The following is a 22,239-nucleotide window of genomic DNA, read 5'->3' as shown; positions in this document are numbered from 1 at the left end:
ATTGTTTGATTAAATTAAAGAAAAGGCCGTCTGAATATTTCAGACGGCCTTTTCTTTAATCCGTTTAAGGATTAATAATCCGTGCTACTAAGGCTTTTTCTTTGCCTTGCATGTTCGGGATTTTCACCTGAATACCGTTGCCCGGTGCGACATCCACGGCTTCGCCTTTGCGGGTCATCTGTTCAAGCGTGATGGTTTGGTTGCCGGCAGGGTGAATGATTTCGATGGTATCGCCCACGGCAAAGCGGTTTTTCACTTCAATGGTTGCCCAGCCTTCGTTGTCGATTTCGGTCACATGGCCGACGTATTGGCTTTGTTTGGCGACGGAATGGCCGTTGAGGTAGTTTTGATAATCTTGCGTTTTGTGGCGCTCTAAAAAGCCGGAGGTGTAACCACGGTTGGCCAAGCCTTCGAGCTCGCTTAACAGGCTTAAGTCAAACGGCCGGCCGGCGACGGCATCATCAATCGCTTTGCGGTAGCTTTGCGCCACGCGGGCAACGTAATACAGCGATTTGGTGCGGCCTTCTACTTTGAGGCTGTCGACGCCGATTTCGGTGAGCTTGCCGACCACTTCGATGCCGCGTAAGTCTTTGGAATTCATGATGTATGTGCCGTGTTCGTCTTCCATAATCGGCATGAATTCGCCCGGGCGGTTGCTTTCTTCAATCAGGAATACTTTGTTGGCGGCAGGGTGGCGCTGCTGGCCGTTGATGCCTTCGAAGTTTTGGTTGGCTTCTTCCTGCGCTTTTTCAAAGTTGAAGCCCTGTAACATCTTGGCATCGCCCATGTCGTCGGTTTCTGCATTGTGTACTTTGTAATCCCAGCGGCAAGAGTTGGTGCAGGTGCCTTGATTAGGGTCACGGTGGTTGAAATAACCCGATAATAAACAACGGCCTGAGTAGGCAATACACAATGCGCCGTGAATAAATACTTCCAATTCGATGTCGGGGCACTCTTGGCGGATTTCGGCGATTTCATCCATGCTTAATTCGCGTGACAGGATAATGCGTTCAACACCGATTTTCTCCCAGAATTTCACGCCCCAATAGTTGGTGGTGTTGGCCTGTACAGATAAGTGAATCGGCATATCCGGCCATTTTTCGCGTACGGTCATAATCAAGCCGGGGTCGGCCATAATCAGCGCATCGGGCTGCATGGCGATTAAAGGCTCCATATCGGCAACAAAGGTTTTCAGCTTGGAATTGTGCGGAAGGGTATTGACAGTTAAGAAGAATTTTTTATTGCGTTCGTGCGCTTCTTTAATGCCCTGCGCCAACACATCGAGCTTGGCAAACTCGTTGTTGCGTGCGCGCAGCGAGTAGCGCGGCGAACCGGCATACACGGCATCAGCGCCGAAATCGTAAGCGGCGCGCATGCGTTCCAAACCGCCGGCAGGGAGAAGTAATTCAGGTGCTTTCATCTTGTGTTCTTTGTTTTATAAATGTTTTCAGACGGCCTTGAAATACGCTTGGGCCGTCTGAAATAAAATTAATCGGAATGGGCGGATTATCCGCTTTTTTGCTAGGGGGGTCAATTTTCATCGGCGGCTTCAGCGTTGTTTTGCTTGGTTTTTACATAGTAAACAAGGCTTGTATGATTAGATGGTTTTGGGCGGTAAAAATTGAAACCGTAGTTTCAGACAGCCTGTGTAAGTGTAAAAAGGCCGTCTGAAATCAAATTTGTGCGATAAAAAGCATTCAAAGTTTGTATTTTCTTGTAAAATGTCTGGTTTATTTGCCACGATTTAGCGCCATGTAGTTAAGGCGTGGCGGAAACTTCTGAATAAGAGCGGGATATGGATTTTCGTTTTGACATTATTTATGAATATCGCTGGATGTTCTTTTATGGCGCGTTGACCACGCTGGGTTTGACTTTGGTGGCGACTTTGGGCGGCACGATATTGGGTTTGATTGGTGCGCTGGCGCGATTGGTGCATTTTGAAAAAGGCGGCGTGTTGCTTAAAGCGGCAGCATGGCTGTTGCGCACGTTGTCGCTGGTGTATGTGACGCTGTTTCGCGGTACGCCTTTGTTTGTACAGATTTTTATTTGGTACTTCATTTGGGTGGTTGCGTTGATTCACCCGACCGACGGTTGGTTGGTGAGTGGCGATGAGGCGGTGCAATTGCGTCGCGGTTATGGTGCGCTGATTGCCGGTACGCTGGCGTTGATGGCGAACGCGGGTGCATACATCACCGAGATTTTCCGTGCGGGTATTCAATCGATTGACAAAGGCCAAATCGAAGCGGCGCGCTCGTTGGGTTTAACTTATCCGCAAGCCATGCGATATGTGATTTTGCCGCAGGCTTTGCGCCGTATGTTGCCGCCTTTGGCAAATGAATTCATTACCTTGCTGAAAGACAGCTCGCTGTTGTCGGCGATTGCGGTGGCCGAGTTGGCCTATGTGCAAAACACGATTTCCGGCCGCTATTCAGTGTATGAAGAGCCGCTGTATACCGTGGCGCTGATTTATTTGTTGATGACGACTTGCTTGGGCTGGTTCTTCCTGCGTTTGGAAAAGCGTTATAATGTAGTACATCGTTGATTAAATGATAGAAAAGGCCGTCTGAAACTTCAATGTTTCAGGCGGCCTTTTTTGAACCAAAAAAAATTAAAACAAGCTTTTTTGTGCTTGGTTAAGATAATTCAATAAAGGTTTGGGTAGGCCGTAATCAGCCAAATCTTCTTGCGCGACCCACAGGCCGTCTGAAATGTTTTCAGACGGCCTTCCGTCTGCGGTAAACGGGGTAATCATCAAAAGGCGATGGGTCAGGCGGTGGGTGAATGCGGTTTGCTCATTGAGGCCGTCTGAACCCAGATTGAGGGTTTGGATGTATTGGTACAAATCTGCTAAGTTTTCGAAGCACGGCACGCAATACAGGCCGCCCCAAATGCCTTTCGCAGGGCGTTTGTGCAGCAGGATTTGATTGTCCTGGTTGCGCACAACCAGCCAATACAGCGGCAGAGTGTGTACTTCAACCGCCGTTTTTTTGCGCGGCAACTCGGCAATGCGGTTTTGTTTTTTGGCTTCGCAAATATCGCTCATCGGACATTCGTGGCAGAATGGTTTGGTGCGTTTGCACACGGTTGCGCCCAAATCCATCAAGCCTTGGGTGTAGTCAGGCATATCGCTGTTTTCAGACGGCAACAGACTTTCGGCAAGCTGCCAAAGTTGGTTTTCAAATTTCTTATCTTGTGGATTGCCGTCAAGCGCATATACGCGGCATAACACGCGTTTGACGTTGCCGTCTAAGATGGTTTCGCGTTGATTAAAGGCAAAGGCGGAAATGGCGGCGGCGGTGCTGCGGCCGATGCCGCACAGGGTTTCCAATTCGATTCGGGTTTGCGGAAATGTACCGCCAAATTGTTCCACTACTTGCTTGGCGGCTTTGTGCAAATTGCGCGCGCGGCTGTAATAACCCAAGCCTGCCCAAAGCGATAAAACTTCATCTTCGGCAGCATTGGCCAAACGTTCAATATCGGGGAAGCGGTTTAAAAAGCGCGGGTAATAATCCAATACGGTGGTGACTTGTGTTTGCTGGAGCATGATTTCCGACAGCCAAACGGCATAAGGGTTTTTGACTTGCCAAGGCAGATGATGGCGGCCGTGTCGGCGTTGCCATTCAATCAGGCGATTTGAAAAAGCAGGGGATTGGGGCATGGCTTCAGATTTGGATCAGGAGTTTGCGTTATATCAAAAATAGTTTAAAAACAAGATGTTATATTATAACATGCAACAAAACTGAAATTGACTTTCATTAGTAGTAGGGCTATAAATAGGATATGCCGTAATGTGAAGTTTCATTTTTTTCGTTTCATCAAACAATAAAAGGAGCTGTACTATGAAAGCTATGGTGTATCACGGAGCGAATGATATCCGTTTTGAAGAAAAACCGCGCCCTGAAATTATCGATCCGACCGATGCGGTGGTAAAAATCGTTAAAACCACGATTTGCGGTACCGACTTGGGCATTTGGAAAGGTAAAAACCCTGAAGTAGCCGACGGTCGCATTCTCGGCCACGAAGGTGTGGCTATTGTAGAGGAAGTGGGTTCGGCTGTAAAAAATATCAAGGTAGGCGACAAAGTCATCATCTCTTGCGTGAGCAAATGTTGTACCTGCGATAACTGTAAAAAACAACTTTATTCACACTGCCGCAACGGCGGTTGGATTTTAGGCTACATGATTGACGGTACGCAAGCCGAATACGTGCGCACGCCTTATGCCGACAACAGCTTGATTCCATTGTCGGATTTGGTAAATGAAGAGGTAGCTTTGCTGTTGAGCGACGCGCTGCCGACCGCGCATGAAATCGGCGTGCAATATGGCGATGTGAAGCCGGGCGATACCGTGTTTATCGCCGGCGCCGGCCCTGTGGGTATGTCGGCTTTGCTGACTGCACAGCTTTACAGCCCTGCTGCATTGATTGTGTGTGATATGGATGAAAACCGTTTGAAAATGGCGAAAGAATTGGGTGCAACCCATGTAATTAATCCAAGCTCGGGCAATGTGGAAAAACAAGTATTCGATATTGTCGGCGAAGACGGCGTGGATTGTGCGATTGAGGCAGTCGGTATTCCGGCCACTTGGGATATGTGTCAAGAAATCGTGAAGCCGGGTGGTCATATCGCGGTGGTGGGCGTACACGGCCAGCCGGTTGATTTCAAACTGGAAAAACTGTGGATCAAAAACCTTGCCATTACCACCGGTTTGGTGAACAGTAATACAACCGAAATGCTGATGAAAGCGATTTCGACCAGCTCGGTAGATTACACCAAGATGATTACCCACCGCTTTAAATTCAGCGAATTGGAAGAGGCGTATGATGTGTTCAAACACGCGTCTGAAAACCAAGCCATGAAAGTGGTATTGACTGCGGATTAATCATTACAATGTGATTTAATAGACGTTGATAAAAAAAGCCGTCTGAAATATAGGTTTCAGACGGCTTTGTGATTTTACTCTCCAAGTAACTATTACAGATTGATTAATGGCAATTACGCTGAAAGGCCGTCTGAAAGCAAATACTTTCAGACGGCCTTTAATGATTTAGCCTACGCTAAATTATACATTCACTTTTTCGGCAACTTCGTTATAGCTGTCGATTTCGTTGAAGTTCATGTAGCGGTAGATTTTGTCACCGTTTTCATCGATGATACCGATGTTGGCTTGGTATTCTTCGATGGTTGGGATTTTGCCCAGTTTCGAGCAAATCGCGGCCAATTCTGCCGAACCCAAGAACACGTTAGTGTTTTTACCCAAGCGGTTCGGGAAGTTGCGGGTAGAAGTGGACATTACGGTTGCACCTTCGCGCACTTGTGCTTGGTTACCCATACACAGCGAGCAGCCCGGCATTTCCATACGCGCGCCGGCACGGCCCAATACGCCGTAGTGGCCTTCGTCAGACAATTGTTTCGCGTCCATTTTGGTTGGTGGTGCAATCCACAGACGAACCGGTGTATCGGTTTTGCCTTCCAGCAGTTTGGAAGCGGCACGGAAGTGGCCGATGTTGGTCATACATGAACCGATAAACACTTCGTCAATCACGGTGCCGGATTTTTCAGACATGAAGCATACGTCGTCCGGATCGTTCGGGCAGGCGATGATTGGCTCTTTGATGTCGTCCATGTTGATTTCGATAACCGCTGCGTATTCGGCATCGGCATCGCCTTCCAACAATTGCGGATCAGCCAGCCAAGCCTCCATGGCTTTAATGCGGCGCTCCAAAGTTCGGGCATCTTTATAACCGTCGGCAATCATGTTTTTCATCAGCACGATGTTGGAAGTCATGTATTCGATAATCGGCTCTTTGTTGAGCTTCACGGTACAGCCGGCGGCAGAGCGTTCGGCAGAAGCATCGGTCAGCTCGAATGCCTGTTCGACTTTCAAATCAGGCAGGCCTTCGATTTCCAGAATACGGCCGGAGAAGATGTTTTTCTTACCGGCTTTGGCAACGGTCAGCAAGCCTTGTTTAATGGCGTAAAGCGGAATGGCGTTTACCAAGTCGCGCAGGGTTACGCCCGGTTGCAGTTTGCCGCTGAAGCGTACCAACACGGATTCCGGCATATCCAAAGGCATTACGCCGGTGGCGGCGGCAAAGGCTACCAAACCAGAACCGGCAGGGAAGGAAATACCGATCGGGAAACGGGTGTGGCTGTCGCCGCCGGTGCCGACGGTATCAGGCAGCAGCAGGCGGTTGAGCCATGAGTGGATTACGCCGTCGCCCGGACGCAGCGATACGCCGCCGCGGGTGGAAATAAATTCAGGCAGTTCTTTATGGGTTTTCACGTCCACCGGTTTCGGATAGGCGGCGGTGTGGCAGAATGACTGCATTACCATGTCGGCGGAGAAGCCCAAACATGCCAAGTCTTTCAATTCATCACGGGTCATCGGGCCGGTGGTGTCTTGAGAGCCGACGGTTGTCATGCGGGGTTCGCAGTAAGTGCCGGGGCGTACGCCTTGACCTTCCGGCAGGCCGCAGGCACGACCGACCATTTTTTGTGCCAGCGAGAAGCCTGCCTTGCTTTCGGCAGGCGCTTGAGGCAGACGGAATTTGTCGGAAGCGGGCAGACCCAATGCTTCACGGGCTTTGGCAGTCAAGCCACGGCCGATAATCAGGTTAATGCGGCCGCCGGCTTGCACTTCGTCCAGCAATACTTGAGATTTCAGCGCAAATTCGGCAACGGTTTCGCCGTTTTTCACGATTTTGCCTTCGTATGGCAAGATGTCGACAACGTCACCCATTTTCAGGGCAGATACGTCTACTTCGATTGGCAATGCACCGGAGTCTTCTTGGGTATTGAAGAAAATCGGAGCAATTTTACCGCCCAAGCATACGCCGCCGAAGCGTTTGTTCGGTACGAAAGGAATGTCTTCGCCGGTATGCCAAATCACCGAGTTAGTGGCAGATTTGCGTGAAGAGCCGGTGCCGACCACGTCGCCGACGTAGGCAACCGGATGGCCTTTGGCTTTCAATTCTTCCAATAATTTGATTGGACCCACTTCGCCCGGTTTGTCAGGGTTGATACCGTCGCGTGGGTTTTTCAGCATAGCCAAGGCATGCAGAGGAATGTCCGGGCGGCTCCATGCATCAGGTGCAGGAGACAAGTCATCGGTGTTGGTTTCGCCGTCAACCTTAAACACGGTTACGGTAATTTTTTCAGGAACAGCTTCGCGAGAAGTAAACCATTCGGCATCAGCCCATGATTGCAATACTTCTTTAGCGTGTGTATTGCCTTTGTCGGCTTTTTCCTGAACATCATGGAATGAATCGAACATTAACAAGGTATGTTTCAGACCTTTGGCAGCGATAGGCGCCAACCGGTCATTGTCTAGCAATTCGATTAACGGATGAATGTTGTAACCGCCGAGCATGGTGCCGAGCAATTCGGTGGCGTATTCGGCAGAAATCAACGGGCTGGAAGCACTTCCTTCGGCCACCGCGGCCAAGAAAGAGGCTTTCACTTTCGCAGCATCATCCACGCCAGGCGGAACACGGTTAACCAACAGGTCAACCAAGAATTCACCTTCGCCTTCAGGCGGGTTTTTCAACAGCTCGATCAAGTCGGCAGTTTGCTGTGCATCAAGCGGGAGGGCAGGAATACCAAGGGCGGCACGCTCGGCAGCGGCTTTGCGATAGGCTTCTAACATCTCTTCGTTCCTTTATGGTGTTTTTCTTCTGAGGGATTGCAAAAGTTTGCGTTAAAGATTGTGAACAATCCTTCTTTATTATCATAGACTAATTTTAAAGAATTGAAAATACTCTTGTTGTAAGATGTAATAAAGATTTTTCTCATATTAAAGAATTAGGCCGTCTGAAAAAAATCTGTGCGTAAGTGAAACTTTAGGCAACAGATTTTTTCAGACGGCCTGTTTATGCAATGATTTGATATTGCGGATTATTTGTTGTCTTTACGTGTTTTTTTCGCGGCTGCTTCCGGCTCTTTGTATTCGCTGCCGTCAGCCAGCAGTAATTTTGGTGCTTCGCCTTTGTCGATGGCGTTTTGATTGATGACAACCTTTTTTACATCTTTTAAATCAGGCAGTTGATACATGGTGTCGAGCAGGCGGCGTTCGACAATCGAGCGTAAGCCGCGTGCACCGGTTTTGCGTTCCATGGCTTGTTTGGCAATGCTGCGCAGGGCATCTTCTTCGATTTCCAATTCAACACCTTCCATACCGAACAAGATTTGGTATTGTTTAACCAAAGCGTTTTTCGGCTCGGTCAGAATATTAATCAGGGCATCTTCGTCTAATTCGGCCAAGGTGGCGATCACCGGTAAACGGCCGATTAATTCAGGAATCAGGCCGAATTTGATTAAGTCTTCCGGCTCGACGGTTTCGAACAATTCGGAAATATTGGTATTTTCATCTTTGCTGTGTACCGCTGCGCCAAAGCCGATGCCGCCTTTTTCCGTGCGTTGGCGGATGACTTTTTCCAAACCCGCAAATGCACCGCCGCAGATAAACAGGATATTGGTGGTATCGACGTTGATAAATTCCTGATTCGGGTGCTTGCGGCCACCTTGCGGCGGAACGCTGGCAACGGTGCCTTCAATCAGTTTCAGCAAGGCTTGTTGCACGCCTTCGCCCGATACGTCGCGGGTGATGGAAGGATTGTCGCTCTTGCGGGAAATTTTGTCGATTTCGTCAATGTAAACAATACCGCGCTGGGCTTTTTCGACATCGAAATCGCATTTGCCCAACAGCTTGGTGATGATTTGCTCTACGTCTTCACCCACATAACCGGCTTCGGTTAAGGTGGTGGCATCGGCCATTACGAAAGGTACGTCCAATTTACGCGCCAAGGATTGCGCCAGCAAGGTTTTACCCGAACCGGTCGGGCCAATCAGCAGGATATTGGATTTGGATAATTCAACATTGCCGTTGGCGTTGGGGTGGCGCAAGCGTTTGTAATGGTTGTAAACGGCAACCGCCAAGGCTTTTTTCGCGTGTTCTTGACCGATAACGTGGTCATCGAGATTGGCAACAATTTCGGCAGGGGTAGGCAGGGCGCCGCTTTCAGTGGCTTTGTTGTCGCTTGATTCGGCAGGTGTACTGCCATCGGAATCTTGCAGCATGACACTGCAGGTCTCCACGCATTCATTACAAATAAAAGCGTGCTCGCCTTCAATCAAATTTTTGACTTCGTGTTCTGACTTGCCGCAGAACGAGCATGAGCGTTTTTCTTCAGACATAATTTATTCTTTAAGATATTAATGTGAGAGCTGCGAAGAAATCTTTTTAGAATGATTTCTTGGTAAAGCTGTTCAGTATAATAAGTATCGCTGGGTTTATCAAATTTGCCGGCGGATTGTTGCGAAAAATTCCACATCGCATTAAAGTTTGGGGGAAAGCTTGCAAACAAACGCAAAGATTCAATGACTTGCTTTACATTTTTTTGAAAATTGCACAAAATGTCGGGATATATATTGATTGAAATGTTGGAACAAATCCGTGAAAGATACCGCTATGTCAGTAAAAAAATGGTGTAACAAATTAAGTGCGGCCTGCTTGGGCGTGGCGCTTGCGGCAACTGTTTTTCCGGCTGCCGCCGATGATATGGATGTATTGGGTCAGTTTTTAGAACAGAATTTCCCGACCCAGCAAGACCCGTTGGGCGCATTTGCCGAAACGCAGGCCGGCAAGGTAGAAGCCCAAGCCATGATGGCGGGGCCGTTGTTGTCGTCGCAATCTGCGCTGATTCTGAATAACCGTACGGGCGAGGTGTTGTATCAGAAAAACGCCAACCGCGTGATGCCGATTGCGTCGATTTCCAAATTGATGAGTGCAATGGTGATTTTGGATGCCAAATTGGACATGAACCAGATGGTTGAAATTACGCCGGATGAAATCGACCGTTTGAAAGGTACCGGCAGCCGCTTGGGTATCGGCACTACCTTAACCCGCAGCGAATTGCTGCATTTGAGTCTGATGAGCAGCGAAAACCGTGCGACCCACGCATTGGGGCGCACTTATCCGGGCGGCATGGGTGCATTTGTAGCGGCCATGAATGCCAAGGCACAAAGTTTGGGAATGGCCAACAGCCGTTTCTATGAGCCGACCGGCCTGGATTACCGTAACGTATCGACTGCGCACGATTTGAGCCGTTTGGTGGCGGCCGCCAGCAAATATCCGCAAATCCGTTCGAATTCGACATCTAATTACGGTTCGGTTTATACGGTTCGCGGCCGCCAGAATTATAAAAACTCCAATGCTTTGGTGCGCGAGGGCAGTTGGAATATCGAGTTGCAGAAAACCGGCTATATCCGTGAGGCCGGCCGTTCGATGGTAGTGAAGGCCAATGTGAAAAATCAGCCGATTACCATTGTTTTACTGAATGCGCCAAGTTCGACCACGCGCGTGAACGATGCACGGCGCATTGAGTCGTGGATGCTACAAACCCGTTCGTAATTCCTTTTTTTAATCATTGGGAAGGCCGTCTGAATATATTGTCGAAAGGTCGGAATATGTTTCAGACGGCCTCTCTTTATTTATATCCGGAAAAGCCACTTGCGCAAAAACGTCGAATCTTGATTGTCTTTAAATTTATTGAGAGCGTTTATGACGATTCAGAAAAAACACTACGCAATGTTTACCGCTGCCGTATGTGCGGTAGCCGGTTGTACTTCGGTTGCGGATATGGTCGGTTATGATTCTGCCACCTTGAATAAAAGTGCGGCAAAGAATTACAGCCAAGTGGTGCAGAAGGCGCAAAGCCAGCGGCTGGTGGATACCGGCTCGCCAACCGCCCACCGCGTCCATACGGTGTTCAACCGCTTGAAGCCTTATGCCGAACGGGCGAACCGGACCGGCGTAAGGTTTGATTGGCAGATGAACGTTATCCGCAGCAACGAAATGAACGCATGGGCGATGCCGGGCGGGAAAATGGTGATGTACACTGGTATGGTGGAGCGTTTGAAACTTACTGATGATGAAATTGCGGCCGTGGTCGGTCATGAAATGACCCATGCTTTATTAGAACACAGCAAAAAAGCCATCGGCAGCCAAGTATTAACCGGTATCGGCAGTTCGATTTTGGCCGGTGCTACCGGTATCGACGGCAATTTGATCGGCCTGGGTGCCGACTTGGCCGCAGCCAAGCCGTTTTCCCGCCGGCAGGAAAATGAGGCCGATGCCGGCGGTGTGCGGCTGATGGCGCAGGCGGGTTACAATCCGCAGGCTGCCATCAGCGTATGGGAAAAAATGAACCGTGTGCAAAGCGACACGTCGATTTCGATTTTATCTACTCATCCGGCCAATAATGCACGCATCAATGCCATCAGAAAAATGCTGCCTGAAGTGATGCCGGTTTATGAACGGAACAAACGTTGAGAACGGAAAAACGATAGCAATGCCGTCTGAAACCGCTGCCAGTCGCCGTGTCTTCAAAAGCCATCGCGATATTCGTGCCGCCTTTGCACGGGAAATCCTATAAAGCATCACTGTGCAAGTGAGGGCATCACTGTGCAAGAAATCCTTGGGTGCGCGCTCATCAGCCGCAACATGCTTTACAAATATTATTCGGGCAAAAGCGCGCCGGCAGGGGCGATGATTGCCGATTTCAAACGCCGCTACAGCAGATTGGCAGCGCAGCGGTTTAGCGGCAATGCAGATTTGGCCATACTGCAGCTTGCTCCCGAATTGTTTTAGCAACGCAAATTGTTGCGGGCGTTGTGGAAAATCGAAAGCAAACGCCATTATCTGTATGCCGATATGTTTGCCCTGATTAAACAAGGTGTTACTCATCAAGCGTACCGCCCGAAGCGTGGGATTATCAGGCAGAGCTTTACGCCTCGCCGGTGCTGATTTTACTGCGCTATTATTTTGAAAGCGATTTTCCTTTGCCGGTAGTGCAGATGGCCGGAAAGTAGTGGCAGATGATGGATATGGCAGGCGTGTAAAGAGTGGCCCGAACAAACAGAGAGGCCGTCTGAAAATATTTTCAGACGGCCTCTCTGTTTTGTCTGCTTACATTTGAACCGTGCCGTTCACGGTAATGCTGATTTCTTCCGAACCCGGGGAGGCGGTTTCGACTGCATCGGTATTCATGCTTGCGGCCATAGGTACTGCGCTGCGGTACATTTTGGTCTGAACGGATTCGTTTTGGCTGACGGTACCGTTGCCAATGTGTCCCAAATTCAGTTTGACGATTTTATAGCTGTGGTGGCCTAAGGTTTCGGCCAGGATTTGCGCGCGCTGTTTGAAGCGGTTGATGGCCGATTTGCTCACTTCGTCAATCACCGCTTCGCGTTTTTCTTTGGACACGCCGAATGCGGTGTATTCGACATGGGATTCGTTTTGGGTTTCGGCAATCAGGCGGTTGAGCGCGGCAAAATCTTTGCTTTCCACTTTGAATTCGGCATATTCTTCCCAGCCTGTCAGGGTACGCTTGCCGTTGTTGTATTGGTAGCGGGGGGAGACGTTGCGGTTGAGCAACTCGGTTTTAAATGCGCTGTTTTTGGCTTTGCGGTTGAAGCTGTTGAATTTTTGGGTGAACGCGGTGTTGACCGATTGGCGGTCTTTTCCTTCGGCGCGTATTTGGAAACGGGCGGTCATGGTGTCGCGAGGTACTTCCGTTCCCGCGCTTTCGGAAAATTCTACAACGTTGTAATTTAGGGGTTCGGCAGTCACGGGAAAGGCGGCGGCCAGCAATAAAGCGGTTAAGGTCGGGCGTAACATGGGTTGCTCCTTTGGGAAGTCATATAACGATAATCTAGCATATTCCGACGAAAAATGATGTAAGGCCGTCTGAAAATTTTCAGACGGCCTGTTCAGCCGAAGAAGCCCATTTTGACTTGAATCAGCTTTTCCAGTTCGCGTAATACGCGGCGGCGCGAGACGAAGAAAATCACGTGGTCGCCTTCCTGCAGAACCTCTTCGGCGTGGTGTCCCATGATGACTTGTTCGCCGCGGACGAGGGCGGCGAAATGGCAGCCGGCCGGCCATGCGATGCCGCTGATTTTCCGTCCGACGATGGCGGAGGTGTGTTGGTCGCCGTGGACGATGACTTCGATGGCTTCGGCCGTACCGCGGCGCAACGGGTGGACGGCGACGACATCGCCGCGGCGGATGTGCGCCAAAATCGAGCCGATGGTGGTCAGGTGGGGGGAAATCACGATATCGATTTTGTTGCCTTCCAGTAAATCAACGTAGCTGGAGCGATTGACGATGGCAATCACTCGTTTGGCGCCGAGATTTTTCGCCAGCAGGCTCGACATAATGTTGTTTTCATCATCGTTGGTCAGCGCGCAATAGATATCGATTTCGTCGATGTATTCTTCGTTGAGCAGCGATTCATCGTTGGCCGAACCATGCAACACTAAAGTATTGTCGAGATTTTCCGCCAGCCATTCGGCGCGGGTGGCGTTGTATTCAATGATTTTAATGTCGTATTTGTTTTCCAGTTTTTTGGCCAGGCGATAACCGATGTTGCCGCCACCGGCAATCATGATGCGGCGGCTGCGTTGCTCTTTCGGGCGCAATTCGCGGATGATGGCATCAATGTTGTCGATGTTGGCGACAAAAAATACTTCGTCGCCTTCGATAATGACGGTTTTCGATGACGGCACAATCAGGTGGTTGTTGCGGTAGATGGCGCAGATTTGGCAGTCGATGCCTTCGGGCAGGTGGGCATTGATGTCGGCGATTTCTTTGCCGACCAGCAAACCGCCTTGACGCGCCTGCACGATGACCATCTGCACTTTATTGCCGGCAAAATTCAAAACCTGCAACGCGCTGCTGTAGCTGAGCAGGCCGACCAATTGCTCGGTGACCAATTGCTCGGGGCTGATGGTTTCGGTGATGTCGAAAATATTCAGGCTGTTGCTGTCTTCGCCTTCTTTATCGGGAAAGTTATATTCCAAATATTCGCTCGAACGCACGCGCGCGATGCGGTTGGGCACGTTGAAAATATCGGCAGCGATTTTACAGGCAACGATGTTGGTTTCGTCGCTGCGGGTCAGCGCGAGCAGTAAATCGGAATCGGCAGCGTCGGCACGCTCCAATACGGAAGGTGATGCGCCGTTGCCGATGATGGTTTGCACATCGAGCTTACTGCTGAGCTGGTGTAGGGCTTTTTCATCGACATCGACGATGGTAACGTCGTTGCCGGGTAGGGAAGCAAGGTTTTGGGCAACGGTTGAACCGACTTGGCCGCTGCCGAGAATGAGGATTTTCACGGTATGGATTTTGAGTCAATAAAAAGAATGCGGATATTGTATAGCAAAGGCCGTCTGAAAACGAAGTTTCTGCGAAGCAAAAACGAATTTTCAGACGGCCTTTGCCGGTTTGAGGTCGGTTTACTGTGTTGATTACCAGTAACCCAACACCTTCCACCACATAATGCCGATGGTGCCGAAAATCAGCAATTCCAACACACTCATGATAAAGCCCGCTTTCCACCATTCTTGCATGGTGACGAAATTGGAGCCGTAAATCACCGGTGACGAACCGGAAGCGTAGTGGGTGAGCGACATCATGATGCCGGTCGAAGCGGCCATCACCAAGGCAAACAGCATAGGCGGCGCGCCCAAGGCTAAACCTGCGGCGTAGAATGCGCCGAACATGGCGGTAACGTGGGCGGTGCCGCTGGCGAACATATAGTGTGAATACACATAAGCCGCCACCAATAAGGCACAGCCGCCGACCCAATCCAAGCCCATGCCGGAAATACCGGCTTGCAGGTAATCAGACAGCCAGCCGATTAAACCCAGTTTGTTTAAGAAGTTGGCCATCATCACCAAGGCGGCAAACCAAACAATAGTATCCCACGCGCCTTTTTCTTTCAACGCATCTTCCCAAGTCAATACGCCGGTGAGCAGACACAATGAAAAGCCTAAGAAAGTGGTGGCAGTTGCGTTGATTTTCACGCCGAACAGCATTTCCGGCACGCCCGCCCACAATGCCAGCAGCAGCAAGAAAATCGCCAACATGATTTTTTCGTTGCGCTGCATCGGGCCCATTTTGTGCAATTCTTCTTTAGCCAAAGAAGTGGCGTTCGGTGTTTGCTTGATTTCAGGCGGATACAGGAAATACAGCACCAAAGGCATAATCAGCAAGGCGGTCAAACCCGGCACGACCATCGCCGTAAACCAAGTGCCCCAAGTCAGGTGGATGTCGGAATTGGTGGCTTTGGCAACCAGCTCGACCACCAAAGGGTTAGGCGCGGTGGCGGTGATGAAGATACAGCAGGTGATGATGTTGGCATGGTAGTTGACCAAGGCCAGATATTTGCCGATTTTGCCTTCGGTGCCGTTTTCCGGATTGGAATCAAAGCTCAAGGCAATGGATTTCATAATCGGGTGCACAATCGCGCCGCCGCGTGCGGTGTTGCTCGGGGTGACCGGTGCGATAAACAGATCGGCAATCGCCAAGCTGTAGCCCACGCCCAAGGTGCGTTTGCCGAACCATGAAATCAACAGATAACCGATGCGCGCGCCCAAGCCGGTTTTCAACAGGCCGCGTGAAATCATGATGGCGACGCCAATCATCCAAATCAGCGAGTTATTCAAGCTGCTCAAAGCATCTTTCATGGCTTGGCCGGCCGGATTTTTCACCGGTTCGCCGTCAACCAATTCAGGTACGGTTATGCCGGTGAGTGCCACCAAGGTAATCGCCAGCATCGCCATCGCGCCAATCGGCATGGCTTTACCGATAATGCCCGCAATGATGCCGACAAACAAAGCCAACAAATGCCACGCTTGCGGTGACACGCCTTCCGGCACCGGAATGCCGAACCAAATCAGCAGCGCCAGCGCCAGCGCGACTGCCGCAGGGATAGGTTTAAAACCCATGTTTCATCTCCAATCAGAAGTATCGTCAAAACTGTTTTCAGACGGCCTTGTTTTAAATCACCAGGCCGTCCGAAAGATTAAAGGAATGTGCAGTTTGATGTTTTTCTTATGTTTTCAGACGGCCTTAAAAGAAACCGGGCAGTCTGTTTTGGTGTGGTTTTTATGTTTGGTAGCGATTCGGGCGGCATCGCAGCGCAAAACTTCGAGGCCGTCTGAAATCGTGAGCAAACGCAAAAGGATTAATGACATACATCAATTTTCAGACGGTCTTTTTGACAATGCATGGTTTAAAGGCCGTCTGAAAGGTAGGTTTACTCGTGCTCGTTCGGTGCCAAACCGTATTCTTCAGGGAAGGTGCGCAATGAGCTTTGCAATACGGTGACCGCGCCGTCAATCAAGCCGCAGCGGCCGCTTTTCGGCAGCAGTTGGCACAGGCTTTGTAAAGCGCGCAAGTCGTCAGCGGTACCGATGCCGGTGTCCACACGGTTGAGCAGGCGCGACAGTTGGAACGTACCGCCTTTGCATGGTGGGCATTGGCCGCAAGAATTGGCTGCGAAAAATTCCACGTATTCCGACACCTTGCGCACCACACTGGTGCCTTCCGAAATCACAATCATCGCACCGGTACCGAGGCTGGATTTGCGTTCGCGCACGGACACAAAATCCAGCGGTACATCCAAATCTTTAGCCGTCAGCAAGGTATTTGACGGGCCGCCGGTAAACACGGCCTTGAAGGTGCGGCCTTCGAGCATACCGCCTCCGTACTCGAAAATCAGCGTATAAAGTGTGGTGCCCATCGGCAATTCGTATAAGCCCGGGTTCAACACGTCGCCCGATAACGAATACAGTTTGGTGCCGACCGCATCGCCCAAACCTAAGTTGCGGTACCATTCTGCGCCTTTGGCCAAAATCTGCGGAATATTGGCGAAGGTTTCGGTGTTGTTAATCAGTGTCGGTTCGCCGTTGACACCGCTTTCGGCAGGGAATGGCGGCTTGCGGCGCGGGAACGGGAAACCGCCTTCCAACCACGAAATCACCGCGGTTTCTTCACCGCCGATGTAGCGGCCGGATGTTTCCACCAGCTGCAAATCCAACGGCTTGCCGAGATAATTTTCAATGCGGATAAACAAATCACTTTGTTTCCATTGCTCAATCGCCGGAGCCAACGAAGCAATCGATTCGGTTTGATGCGGGTTCACATACAACACCGCTTTGTTGGCGCGGCAGGCTACCGCCGCAATCAATACGCCTTCAATTACTTGGTGCGGGGTTTGCGCCAGTAAGACACGGTCTTTAAAAGTGCCCGGTTCGTCTTCATTGGCGTTGCACACGACGTATTTGTCGCCGTTTTTGCTTTGCGCTGCGACTGCCGCTTCCCATTTTCGCCAAGTCGGGAAACCGGCGCCGCCCATGCCGCACAAGTTGGCTTCTTGCAGCTTGGACACAATATTTTGCGGGTCGGCCAACGCCGCCAGTAAGCCTTCGCCGCCGCCGACATTGCGCCAAGCGGCTAAATCCGCGCCCACCCGGCGGGCAGGGTGTAATAAATTTTGGTTGGCCTGGTTCATGATTGCATCTCCTGCAAGCCTGCGTGTTCGCGTAAATCGAATGTACCGTAATCCGGATACAATACCGGAGCTTTGATATCGCCGGTCAAACCGGCGCGTGTCATTTCACGTTGCAAATCATGCACATGATCGACACCGCCGCGCACTTTTTTTAAAGGTAAGCCGCAGTTGGCCGCTGCCGCGCCGGCACGCCGGCCGAAGCTGATGATGTCGAGCAGGGCATTACCCATCAATCGGTTGCGGCCGTGAATGCCGCCGGTGATTTCGCCTGCCGCATATAAACCCGGTACGGTGGTCGAGCCGTCGCTGTTGATTTCTATGCCACCGTTTTGGTAGTGCAGCGTCGGGTGAACCATCATCGGTTCCACTTTCGGATTCACGCCGCATTTGTGGGCGACGTGGCCTAAAGTGACCAAACGGTTCAACACCTCGGGATCGTTTTCAATCAGGCGCGGGGTATCCAAGAACACGCCCACTTGACCGTCGCGCACCACGCCGCGGCCTTCGGCCACTTCGCGCAAAATCGCGGCGGCGACGATGTCGCGGGGTTGCAGTTCATCGACAAAACGCTCGCCCAAACCGTTGACCAATTTAGTACCGGCCGAACGCACGGCTTCCGAAATCAAAGCACCGGCCAAATACGGCGGATGCGCCACTCCGGTCGGGTGGTATTGGAAGGAATCGACATCGCGCAATTTCACGCCGATGCGGTAGGCCATCACCAAACCATCAGCGGTTGCACCATAGTGGTTGGACGTGGCAAACCCCTGCAAGTGCAGGCGGCCTGAACCGCCGGTTGCCAGCACCACGGCTTTGGCGTGTACCAACATCAGGCTGCGTTTTTCCAAATCGTACAAAATCGCACCCACGCAGCGGCCGTGTTCGTCAGACAACAATTCAATGGCCGGATGGCGGTTGAGCTGGGTGATGTTTTCATCAAGCTCCACCGCTTCACGCAACACGCGCATCATTTCCAGGCCGGTAAAGTCGCGGTAGTGCAGAATGCGCGGTACGGTGGTGCCGCCGGCGCGTTTGCGGCTCAAATGGCCGTTGCTGTCGGCGCCTTGCGCCAAATCGAAGGTCATGCCCAAGCCAATCAGCCAACGGATGGCCGATGGTGCATCAGTCACCATTTGTGCAACCAAGGCTTTTTTCGCTGCGTTGTGGCCGCCTTTGATGGTATCGTCAAAGTGTTGTTGCAGACTGTCTTCCGCGCCGACTGCTGCTTGAATGCCGCCTTCGGCCATCACGGTATTGCTGTCGCCGATACGCAGTTTGTTCGCCATCATCACGCGGGCGCCGGTTTCACTGGCCGACAAAGCCGCCGCCGCACCTGCACCGCCGCCGCCAATCACCAGTACATCGGTGTTGACGTGTCCGGCGCGCGATAAATCGTAATCGTCAATCAAAGGCCGGCTGATTAAGAGTTTGGCCAAATCAGGATGGCAATAGTCGCCGGCATTCGGACCGATCGGCAGCTTCACGCGTGCGCTCGGTTGGTAATCGGGGTGGAAGCGGCTTAATAATTCGTCTTTCGGCGGCAAATCGGTGCGCATTTCCAATGATGATTCACGCAGATTGGCCAATGCGGTTTCGTAATCAATACCTGTTACTTGCTTTTCCATTTCAGACGGCCTCCTCTTCAAATTCCACGCGCATTTTGCCGCTGTCGATTTCGCGCAGGCGACGCATTAAATCTACCGGGCGCAGCGTGCGCGCGGCTTTCATGCGGCGCGCAAACAAGCCCAGATGATTGGGACGGATGTGTTCCGGGCAGGCAAGCGTGCATAAATTGCACATCACACATTGGTCGAAGGTGTCGGCTGCTGCTCCGAAATCGCCCAATACCACTTGCGCCACGCCGTTTTCGACTTGCAGGCCTTTCGGGCAGGCGCGGTTGCAACCGCCGCAGTGGCGGCAGTTTTGTGCTTCGGGGAAAGATTTGGCAGTGTCGTCGAGCCAGTTCCAGCCGTCACCGATTTCTTTGATGTCGTAATATTGAATATGCTCGGGGATAAAGTAATCAATAAAGCTTACCTGCATACCGGCTTCGACTTTGGTTTCGCAGGCAAGGGCGGTGGTGACATCGCGTTCGCCTTCTTTGCGTACCATGCAGCGGCACGAGCCGCATACGCCTTGACCCATACAGCCGACGTTGGCGGTAATGGCACAGCCGGCACGGGCATAGGCCTGAATAATGGACGAGTCGGGCGAAGCGTGTACTTCGTGGCCGTCGATGGTGAGGGTAATCAAATCACTCATGGGTTGTGTCCTGTTGAAAAAAAGTAATGGGGGTGTGTTATTTTGTATTTTTATTACACGACTTTGATTTTAAAAGCCTGAGTAAATTTGTCAGGAATTTTGCGTTATAAATCAAGGCTTATTCAATGGGATAAGTGTAGCAGAAATCGAAGGTGATTGGATGGCGGGGAGAGGCGGAGAGGCCGTTTGAAGGGTTGTGAACAAAAAAAAGCGTGATTTCAGCCGTCTGGACACTAAAAAACTGATTATCAAAGAAAAATAATTTCATGATAACTGGGAAATCAGGAAAAACAGGGTTATTTTTAAGAATAAATATCATTATTTATAAATCGGAAATTTTCATAATTAATTGAATATTATTATAAAAAATGAAATTTAGGGCTGGCGTATGACTATGTTATTTAATTTCATTAATCGCATGTAATTTGATGTTGGTCAAATACTGTTATTAAAAAGATGACAAATATTTTGCGATTATGTAGTTTAAATTATAGCAAAATGCCATCTGAAAACAGAATGATAGCGAATTAGGCTTGAAAACGGCCCGGTATTCGATTTATTGGGTGGCATAGGCAAAGTTTAACCCTTGCCTTGATGAAATGTAAGATTATTCCAAATTGATATGCAGATAAAAGATTTATGTTCTCAAATTCCGAGTGAATTTATCAATTATTAAATTGAAGTTAAATCAAAAGATTAGCAAATACAGACTGTTTTTCTGCCTTAAAAACAAGCACTATACAGCCTACAAATAGGCCGTCTGAAAACAGGTTCTGCCCAAAACAACACAAACCAAACTTTTTTATCTAAAAAGGAACTGCCATGACCATCATCAAACAAGAAGATTTCATCCGCAGCATTTGCGATGCTTTCCAGTTTATCAGCTATTACCACCCCAAAGACTATATCGACGCACTCTATAAAGCGTGGCAGAAAGAGGAAAATCCGGCGGCCAAAGATGCGATGACGCAGATTTTGGTCAACAGCCGCATGTGTGCCGAAGGCCACCGCCCGATTTGCCAAGATACCGGCATTGCCACCGTCTTTTTGAAAGTCGGCATGAATGTGCGGTGGGACAGCGATATGAGCGTGGAAGAAATGGTAAACGAGGGCGTGCGCCGTGCCTACACTTGGGAAGGCAATACCCTGCGTGCTTCCGTGTTGGCCGACCCTGCGGGCAAACGCCAAAACACCAAAGACAACACGCCTGCGGTAATCCACATGAGCATTGTGCCGGGCGATAAAGTCGAAGTAACCTGCGCTGCCAAAGGCGGCGGTTCAGAGAATAAATCCAAACTCGCCATGCTCAATCCGTCTGATAACATTGTCGATTGGGTATTGAAAGCCGTGCCGACCATGGGTGCGGGCTGGTGTCCGCCGGGTATTTTGGGTATCGGTATCGGCGGTACGCCTGAAAAAGCGGCGCTGCTGGCAAAAGAATCGCTGATGAGCCATATCGATATTCACGAATTGCAGGAAAAAGCCGCTTCCGGTGCTGAATTAAGCACAGTTGAAGCCCTGCGTTTGGAACTGTTTGAAAAAGTGAACGCCTTGGGCATCGGTGCGCAGGGTCTGGGCGGTTTAACTACCGTGTTGGACGTAAAAATCCTCGATTATCCGACCCATGCGGCTTCCAAACCGGTGGCCATGATTCCGAACTGCGCCGCCACCCGCCACGTCGAATTTGAATTGGACGGTTCGGGCCCTGTCGAGCTGACCCCGCCGAGCGTGGAAGACTGGCCGGATTTGACCTACAGCCCGGACAACGGCAAACGTGTCGATGTCGATAATCTGACCAAAGAAGAAGTTGCAAGCTGGAAAACCGGCGATGTTTTGCTGCTCAACGGTAAAATCCTCACCGGCCGTGATGCCGCTCACAAACGCTTGGTAGATATGTTGAACAAAGGCGAAACATTGCCCGTCGATTTTACCAACCGCCTGATTTACTATGTCGGCCCGGTTGATCCGGTGGGCGATGAAGTGGTCGGCCCGGCCGGTCCGACCACCGCCACCCGTATGGACAAATTCACCCGCCAAATGCTGGAACAAACCGGCCTGTTGGGCATGATCGGCAAATCCGAACGGGGCGCAGCCACCTGCGAAGCCATTGCCGATAACAAAGCCGTGTATCTGATGGCAGTCGGCGGCGCAGCCTATCTGGTTGCCAAAGCCATTAAATCGTCCAAAGTTTTGGCATTCCCCGAATTGGGCATGGAAGCGATTTATGAGTTTGAAGTCAAAGACATGCCGGTAACCGTGGCTGTGGACAGCAACGGCGAGTCGATTCACGCCCAAGCGCCGAAACAATGGCAGGCAAAAATCGGCATTATTCCGGTTGAAAGCTAATCGGGCTTAAATCATCAAAGGCCGTCTGAAAACTATTTTTTCAGACGGCCTTTCATATTTGTCACAATCAATCTGTAAATCCAATAAAACCAAGGTGTTTGATTTTTTTATGCTGCTGTAACACGGCTTTGCCGAACTGAATGCGATCTCAACGCAACCACAAAAAGGAACGCATAATGTCTCCAAAGCTTCACCGGTGGTGGCAGCCGGTTGTTTATTCTCAACACCAATGTGATGTTGTACGATCCCTCTCAATGCAGGGAAGAACGGGCT

At 50.6% G+C, this 22,239-nt stretch carries 17 protein-coding genes; 6 read left to right on the top strand and 11 right to left on the bottom strand.

Annotation, left to right across the window (positions count from 1 at the left end):
• Positions 1-64 precede the first annotated feature (64 nt).
• Complete coding sequence (gene trhP, locus H4O27_RS08485) at positions 65-1,420, bottom strand: prephenate-dependent tRNA uridine(34) hydroxylase TrhP (protein ID WP_165007369.1); 1,356 nt, start codon at positions 1,418-1,420, stop codon at positions 65-67.
• A 375-nt stretch (positions 1,421-1,795) separates the two neighbouring features.
• On the opposite strand from trhP, the gene H4O27_RS08480 reads away from it, so the two are divergent.
• Positions 1,796-2,542 carry an amino acid ABC transporter permease gene (locus H4O27_RS08480; RefSeq protein WP_165007366.1) on the top strand — a complete coding sequence of 249 codons (747 nt, stop codon included), beginning with the start codon at positions 1,796-1,798 and terminating at the stop codon, positions 2,540-2,542.
• A 66-nt stretch (positions 2,543-2,608) separates the two neighbouring features.
• On the opposite strand, the gene mutY is transcribed toward H4O27_RS08480, so the two are convergent.
• Complete coding sequence (mutY, locus tag H4O27_RS08475; protein WP_165007363.1) at positions 2,609-3,658, bottom strand: A/G-specific adenine glycosylase; 1,050 nt, start codon at positions 3,656-3,658, stop codon at positions 2,609-2,611.
• Between the two features lie 181 nt (positions 3,659-3,839).
• On the opposite strand from mutY, the gene H4O27_RS08470 reads away from it, so the two are divergent.
• Complete coding sequence (locus H4O27_RS08470; RefSeq protein WP_165007360.1) at positions 3,840-4,880, top strand: zinc-dependent alcohol dehydrogenase family protein; 1,041 nt, start codon at positions 3,840-3,842, stop codon at positions 4,878-4,880.
• A 180-nt stretch (positions 4,881-5,060) separates the two neighbouring features.
• Here H4O27_RS08470 and acnB read toward each other — a convergent pair whose 3' ends face one another.
• Both acnB and clpX read right to left on the bottom strand, forming a co-directional pair.
• Positions 5,061-7,646, bottom strand: coding sequence for a bifunctional aconitate hydratase 2/2-methylisocitrate dehydratase (acnB, locus tag H4O27_RS08465; protein ID WP_165007358.1), 2,586 nt, complete (start codon positions 7,644-7,646; stop codon positions 5,061-5,063).
• A gap of 248 nt (positions 7,647-7,894) precedes the next feature.
• On the bottom strand, positions 7,895-9,193 hold the full coding sequence (gene clpX / locus H4O27_RS08460) for an ATP-dependent Clp protease ATP-binding subunit ClpX (RefSeq protein ID WP_165007355.1): 1,299 nt from the start codon (positions 9,191-9,193) through the stop codon (positions 7,895-7,897).
• A gap of 274 nt (positions 9,194-9,467) precedes the next feature.
• Between clpX and H4O27_RS08455 the strand changes: the two genes are divergently transcribed.
• The 3 genes from H4O27_RS08455 (at position 9,468) to H4O27_RS08445 (ending at position 11,648) form a co-directional block, all read left to right on the top strand.
• Positions 9,468-10,409: a serine hydrolase gene (locus H4O27_RS08455; protein WP_165007352.1), complete on the top strand. Its 942-nt coding sequence runs from the start codon at positions 9,468-9,470 to the stop codon at positions 10,407-10,409.
• A gap of 150 nt (positions 10,410-10,559) precedes the next feature.
• Positions 10,560-11,330: a M48 family metallopeptidase gene (locus tag H4O27_RS08450; RefSeq protein ID WP_165007349.1), complete on the top strand. Its 771-nt coding sequence runs from the start codon at positions 10,560-10,562 to the stop codon at positions 11,328-11,330.
• Positions 11,331-11,462: 132 nt separating this feature from the next.
• Complete coding sequence (locus H4O27_RS08445) at positions 11,463-11,648, top strand: hypothetical protein (protein ID WP_165007346.1); 186 nt, start codon at positions 11,463-11,465, stop codon at positions 11,646-11,648.
• A 318-nt stretch (positions 11,649-11,966) separates the two neighbouring features.
• Here H4O27_RS08445 and H4O27_RS08440 read toward each other — a convergent pair whose 3' ends face one another.
• From H4O27_RS08440 to H4O27_RS08415, 7 genes are all read right to left on the bottom strand, one after another.
• Positions 11,967-12,677, bottom strand: coding sequence for an SIMPL domain-containing protein (locus H4O27_RS08440; RefSeq protein ID WP_165007344.1), 711 nt, complete (start codon positions 12,675-12,677; stop codon positions 11,967-11,969).
• Positions 12,678-12,769: 92 nt separating this feature from the next.
• Entirely contained in the window at positions 12,770-14,176 is a 1,407-nt protein-coding gene (gene trkA, locus H4O27_RS08435; RefSeq protein WP_165007341.1) for a Trk system potassium transporter TrkA, read from the bottom strand.
• 132 nt (positions 14,177-14,308) lie between these two features.
• Positions 14,309-15,790: a DASS family sodium-coupled anion symporter gene (locus H4O27_RS08430; RefSeq protein ID WP_165007338.1), complete on the bottom strand. Its 1,482-nt coding sequence runs from the start codon at positions 15,788-15,790 to the stop codon at positions 14,309-14,311.
• 114 nt (positions 15,791-15,904) lie between these two features.
• Positions 15,905-16,039, bottom strand: coding sequence for a hypothetical protein (locus H4O27_RS13385; RefSeq protein ID WP_255464496.1), 135 nt, complete (start codon positions 16,037-16,039; stop codon positions 15,905-15,907).
• A gap of 62 nt (positions 16,040-16,101) precedes the next feature.
• The gene (locus tag H4O27_RS08425) at positions 16,102-17,358 is read right to left on the bottom strand and encodes a complex I 51 kDa subunit family protein (RefSeq protein WP_165007335.1); all 1,257 of its coding nucleotides are present in this window, start codon (positions 17,356-17,358) and stop codon (positions 16,102-16,104) included.
• A complete protein-coding gene (locus tag H4O27_RS08420; protein WP_165007332.1) occupies positions 17,355-18,983 on the bottom strand; it encodes an FAD-binding protein in 1,629 nt (542 codons plus the stop codon). The genes H4O27_RS08425 and H4O27_RS08420 overlap by 4 nt, the downstream gene beginning before the upstream one ends.
• 1 nt (position 18,984) lies before the next feature.
• On the bottom strand, positions 18,985-19,620 hold the full coding sequence (locus tag H4O27_RS08415; protein WP_165007330.1) for a 4Fe-4S dicluster domain-containing protein: 636 nt from the start codon (positions 19,618-19,620) through the stop codon (positions 18,985-18,987).
• A gap of 822 nt (positions 19,621-20,442) precedes the next feature.
• Here H4O27_RS08415 and H4O27_RS08410 point away from each other — a divergent pair.
• Positions 20,443-21,966: a fumarate hydratase gene (locus H4O27_RS08410; RefSeq protein ID WP_165007327.1), complete on the top strand. Its 1,524-nt coding sequence runs from the start codon at positions 20,443-20,445 to the stop codon at positions 21,964-21,966.
• Positions 21,967-22,239: the final 273 nt, after the last annotated feature.

Origin of the sequence: Neisseria yangbaofengii (assembly GCF_014898075.1) — a bacterium.
GTDB classification, from domain to species: domain Bacteria; phylum Pseudomonadota; class Gammaproteobacteria; order Burkholderiales; family Neisseriaceae; genus Neisseria; species Neisseria yangbaofengii.
This window is presented reverse-complemented; position numbering and strand designations above follow the sequence as displayed.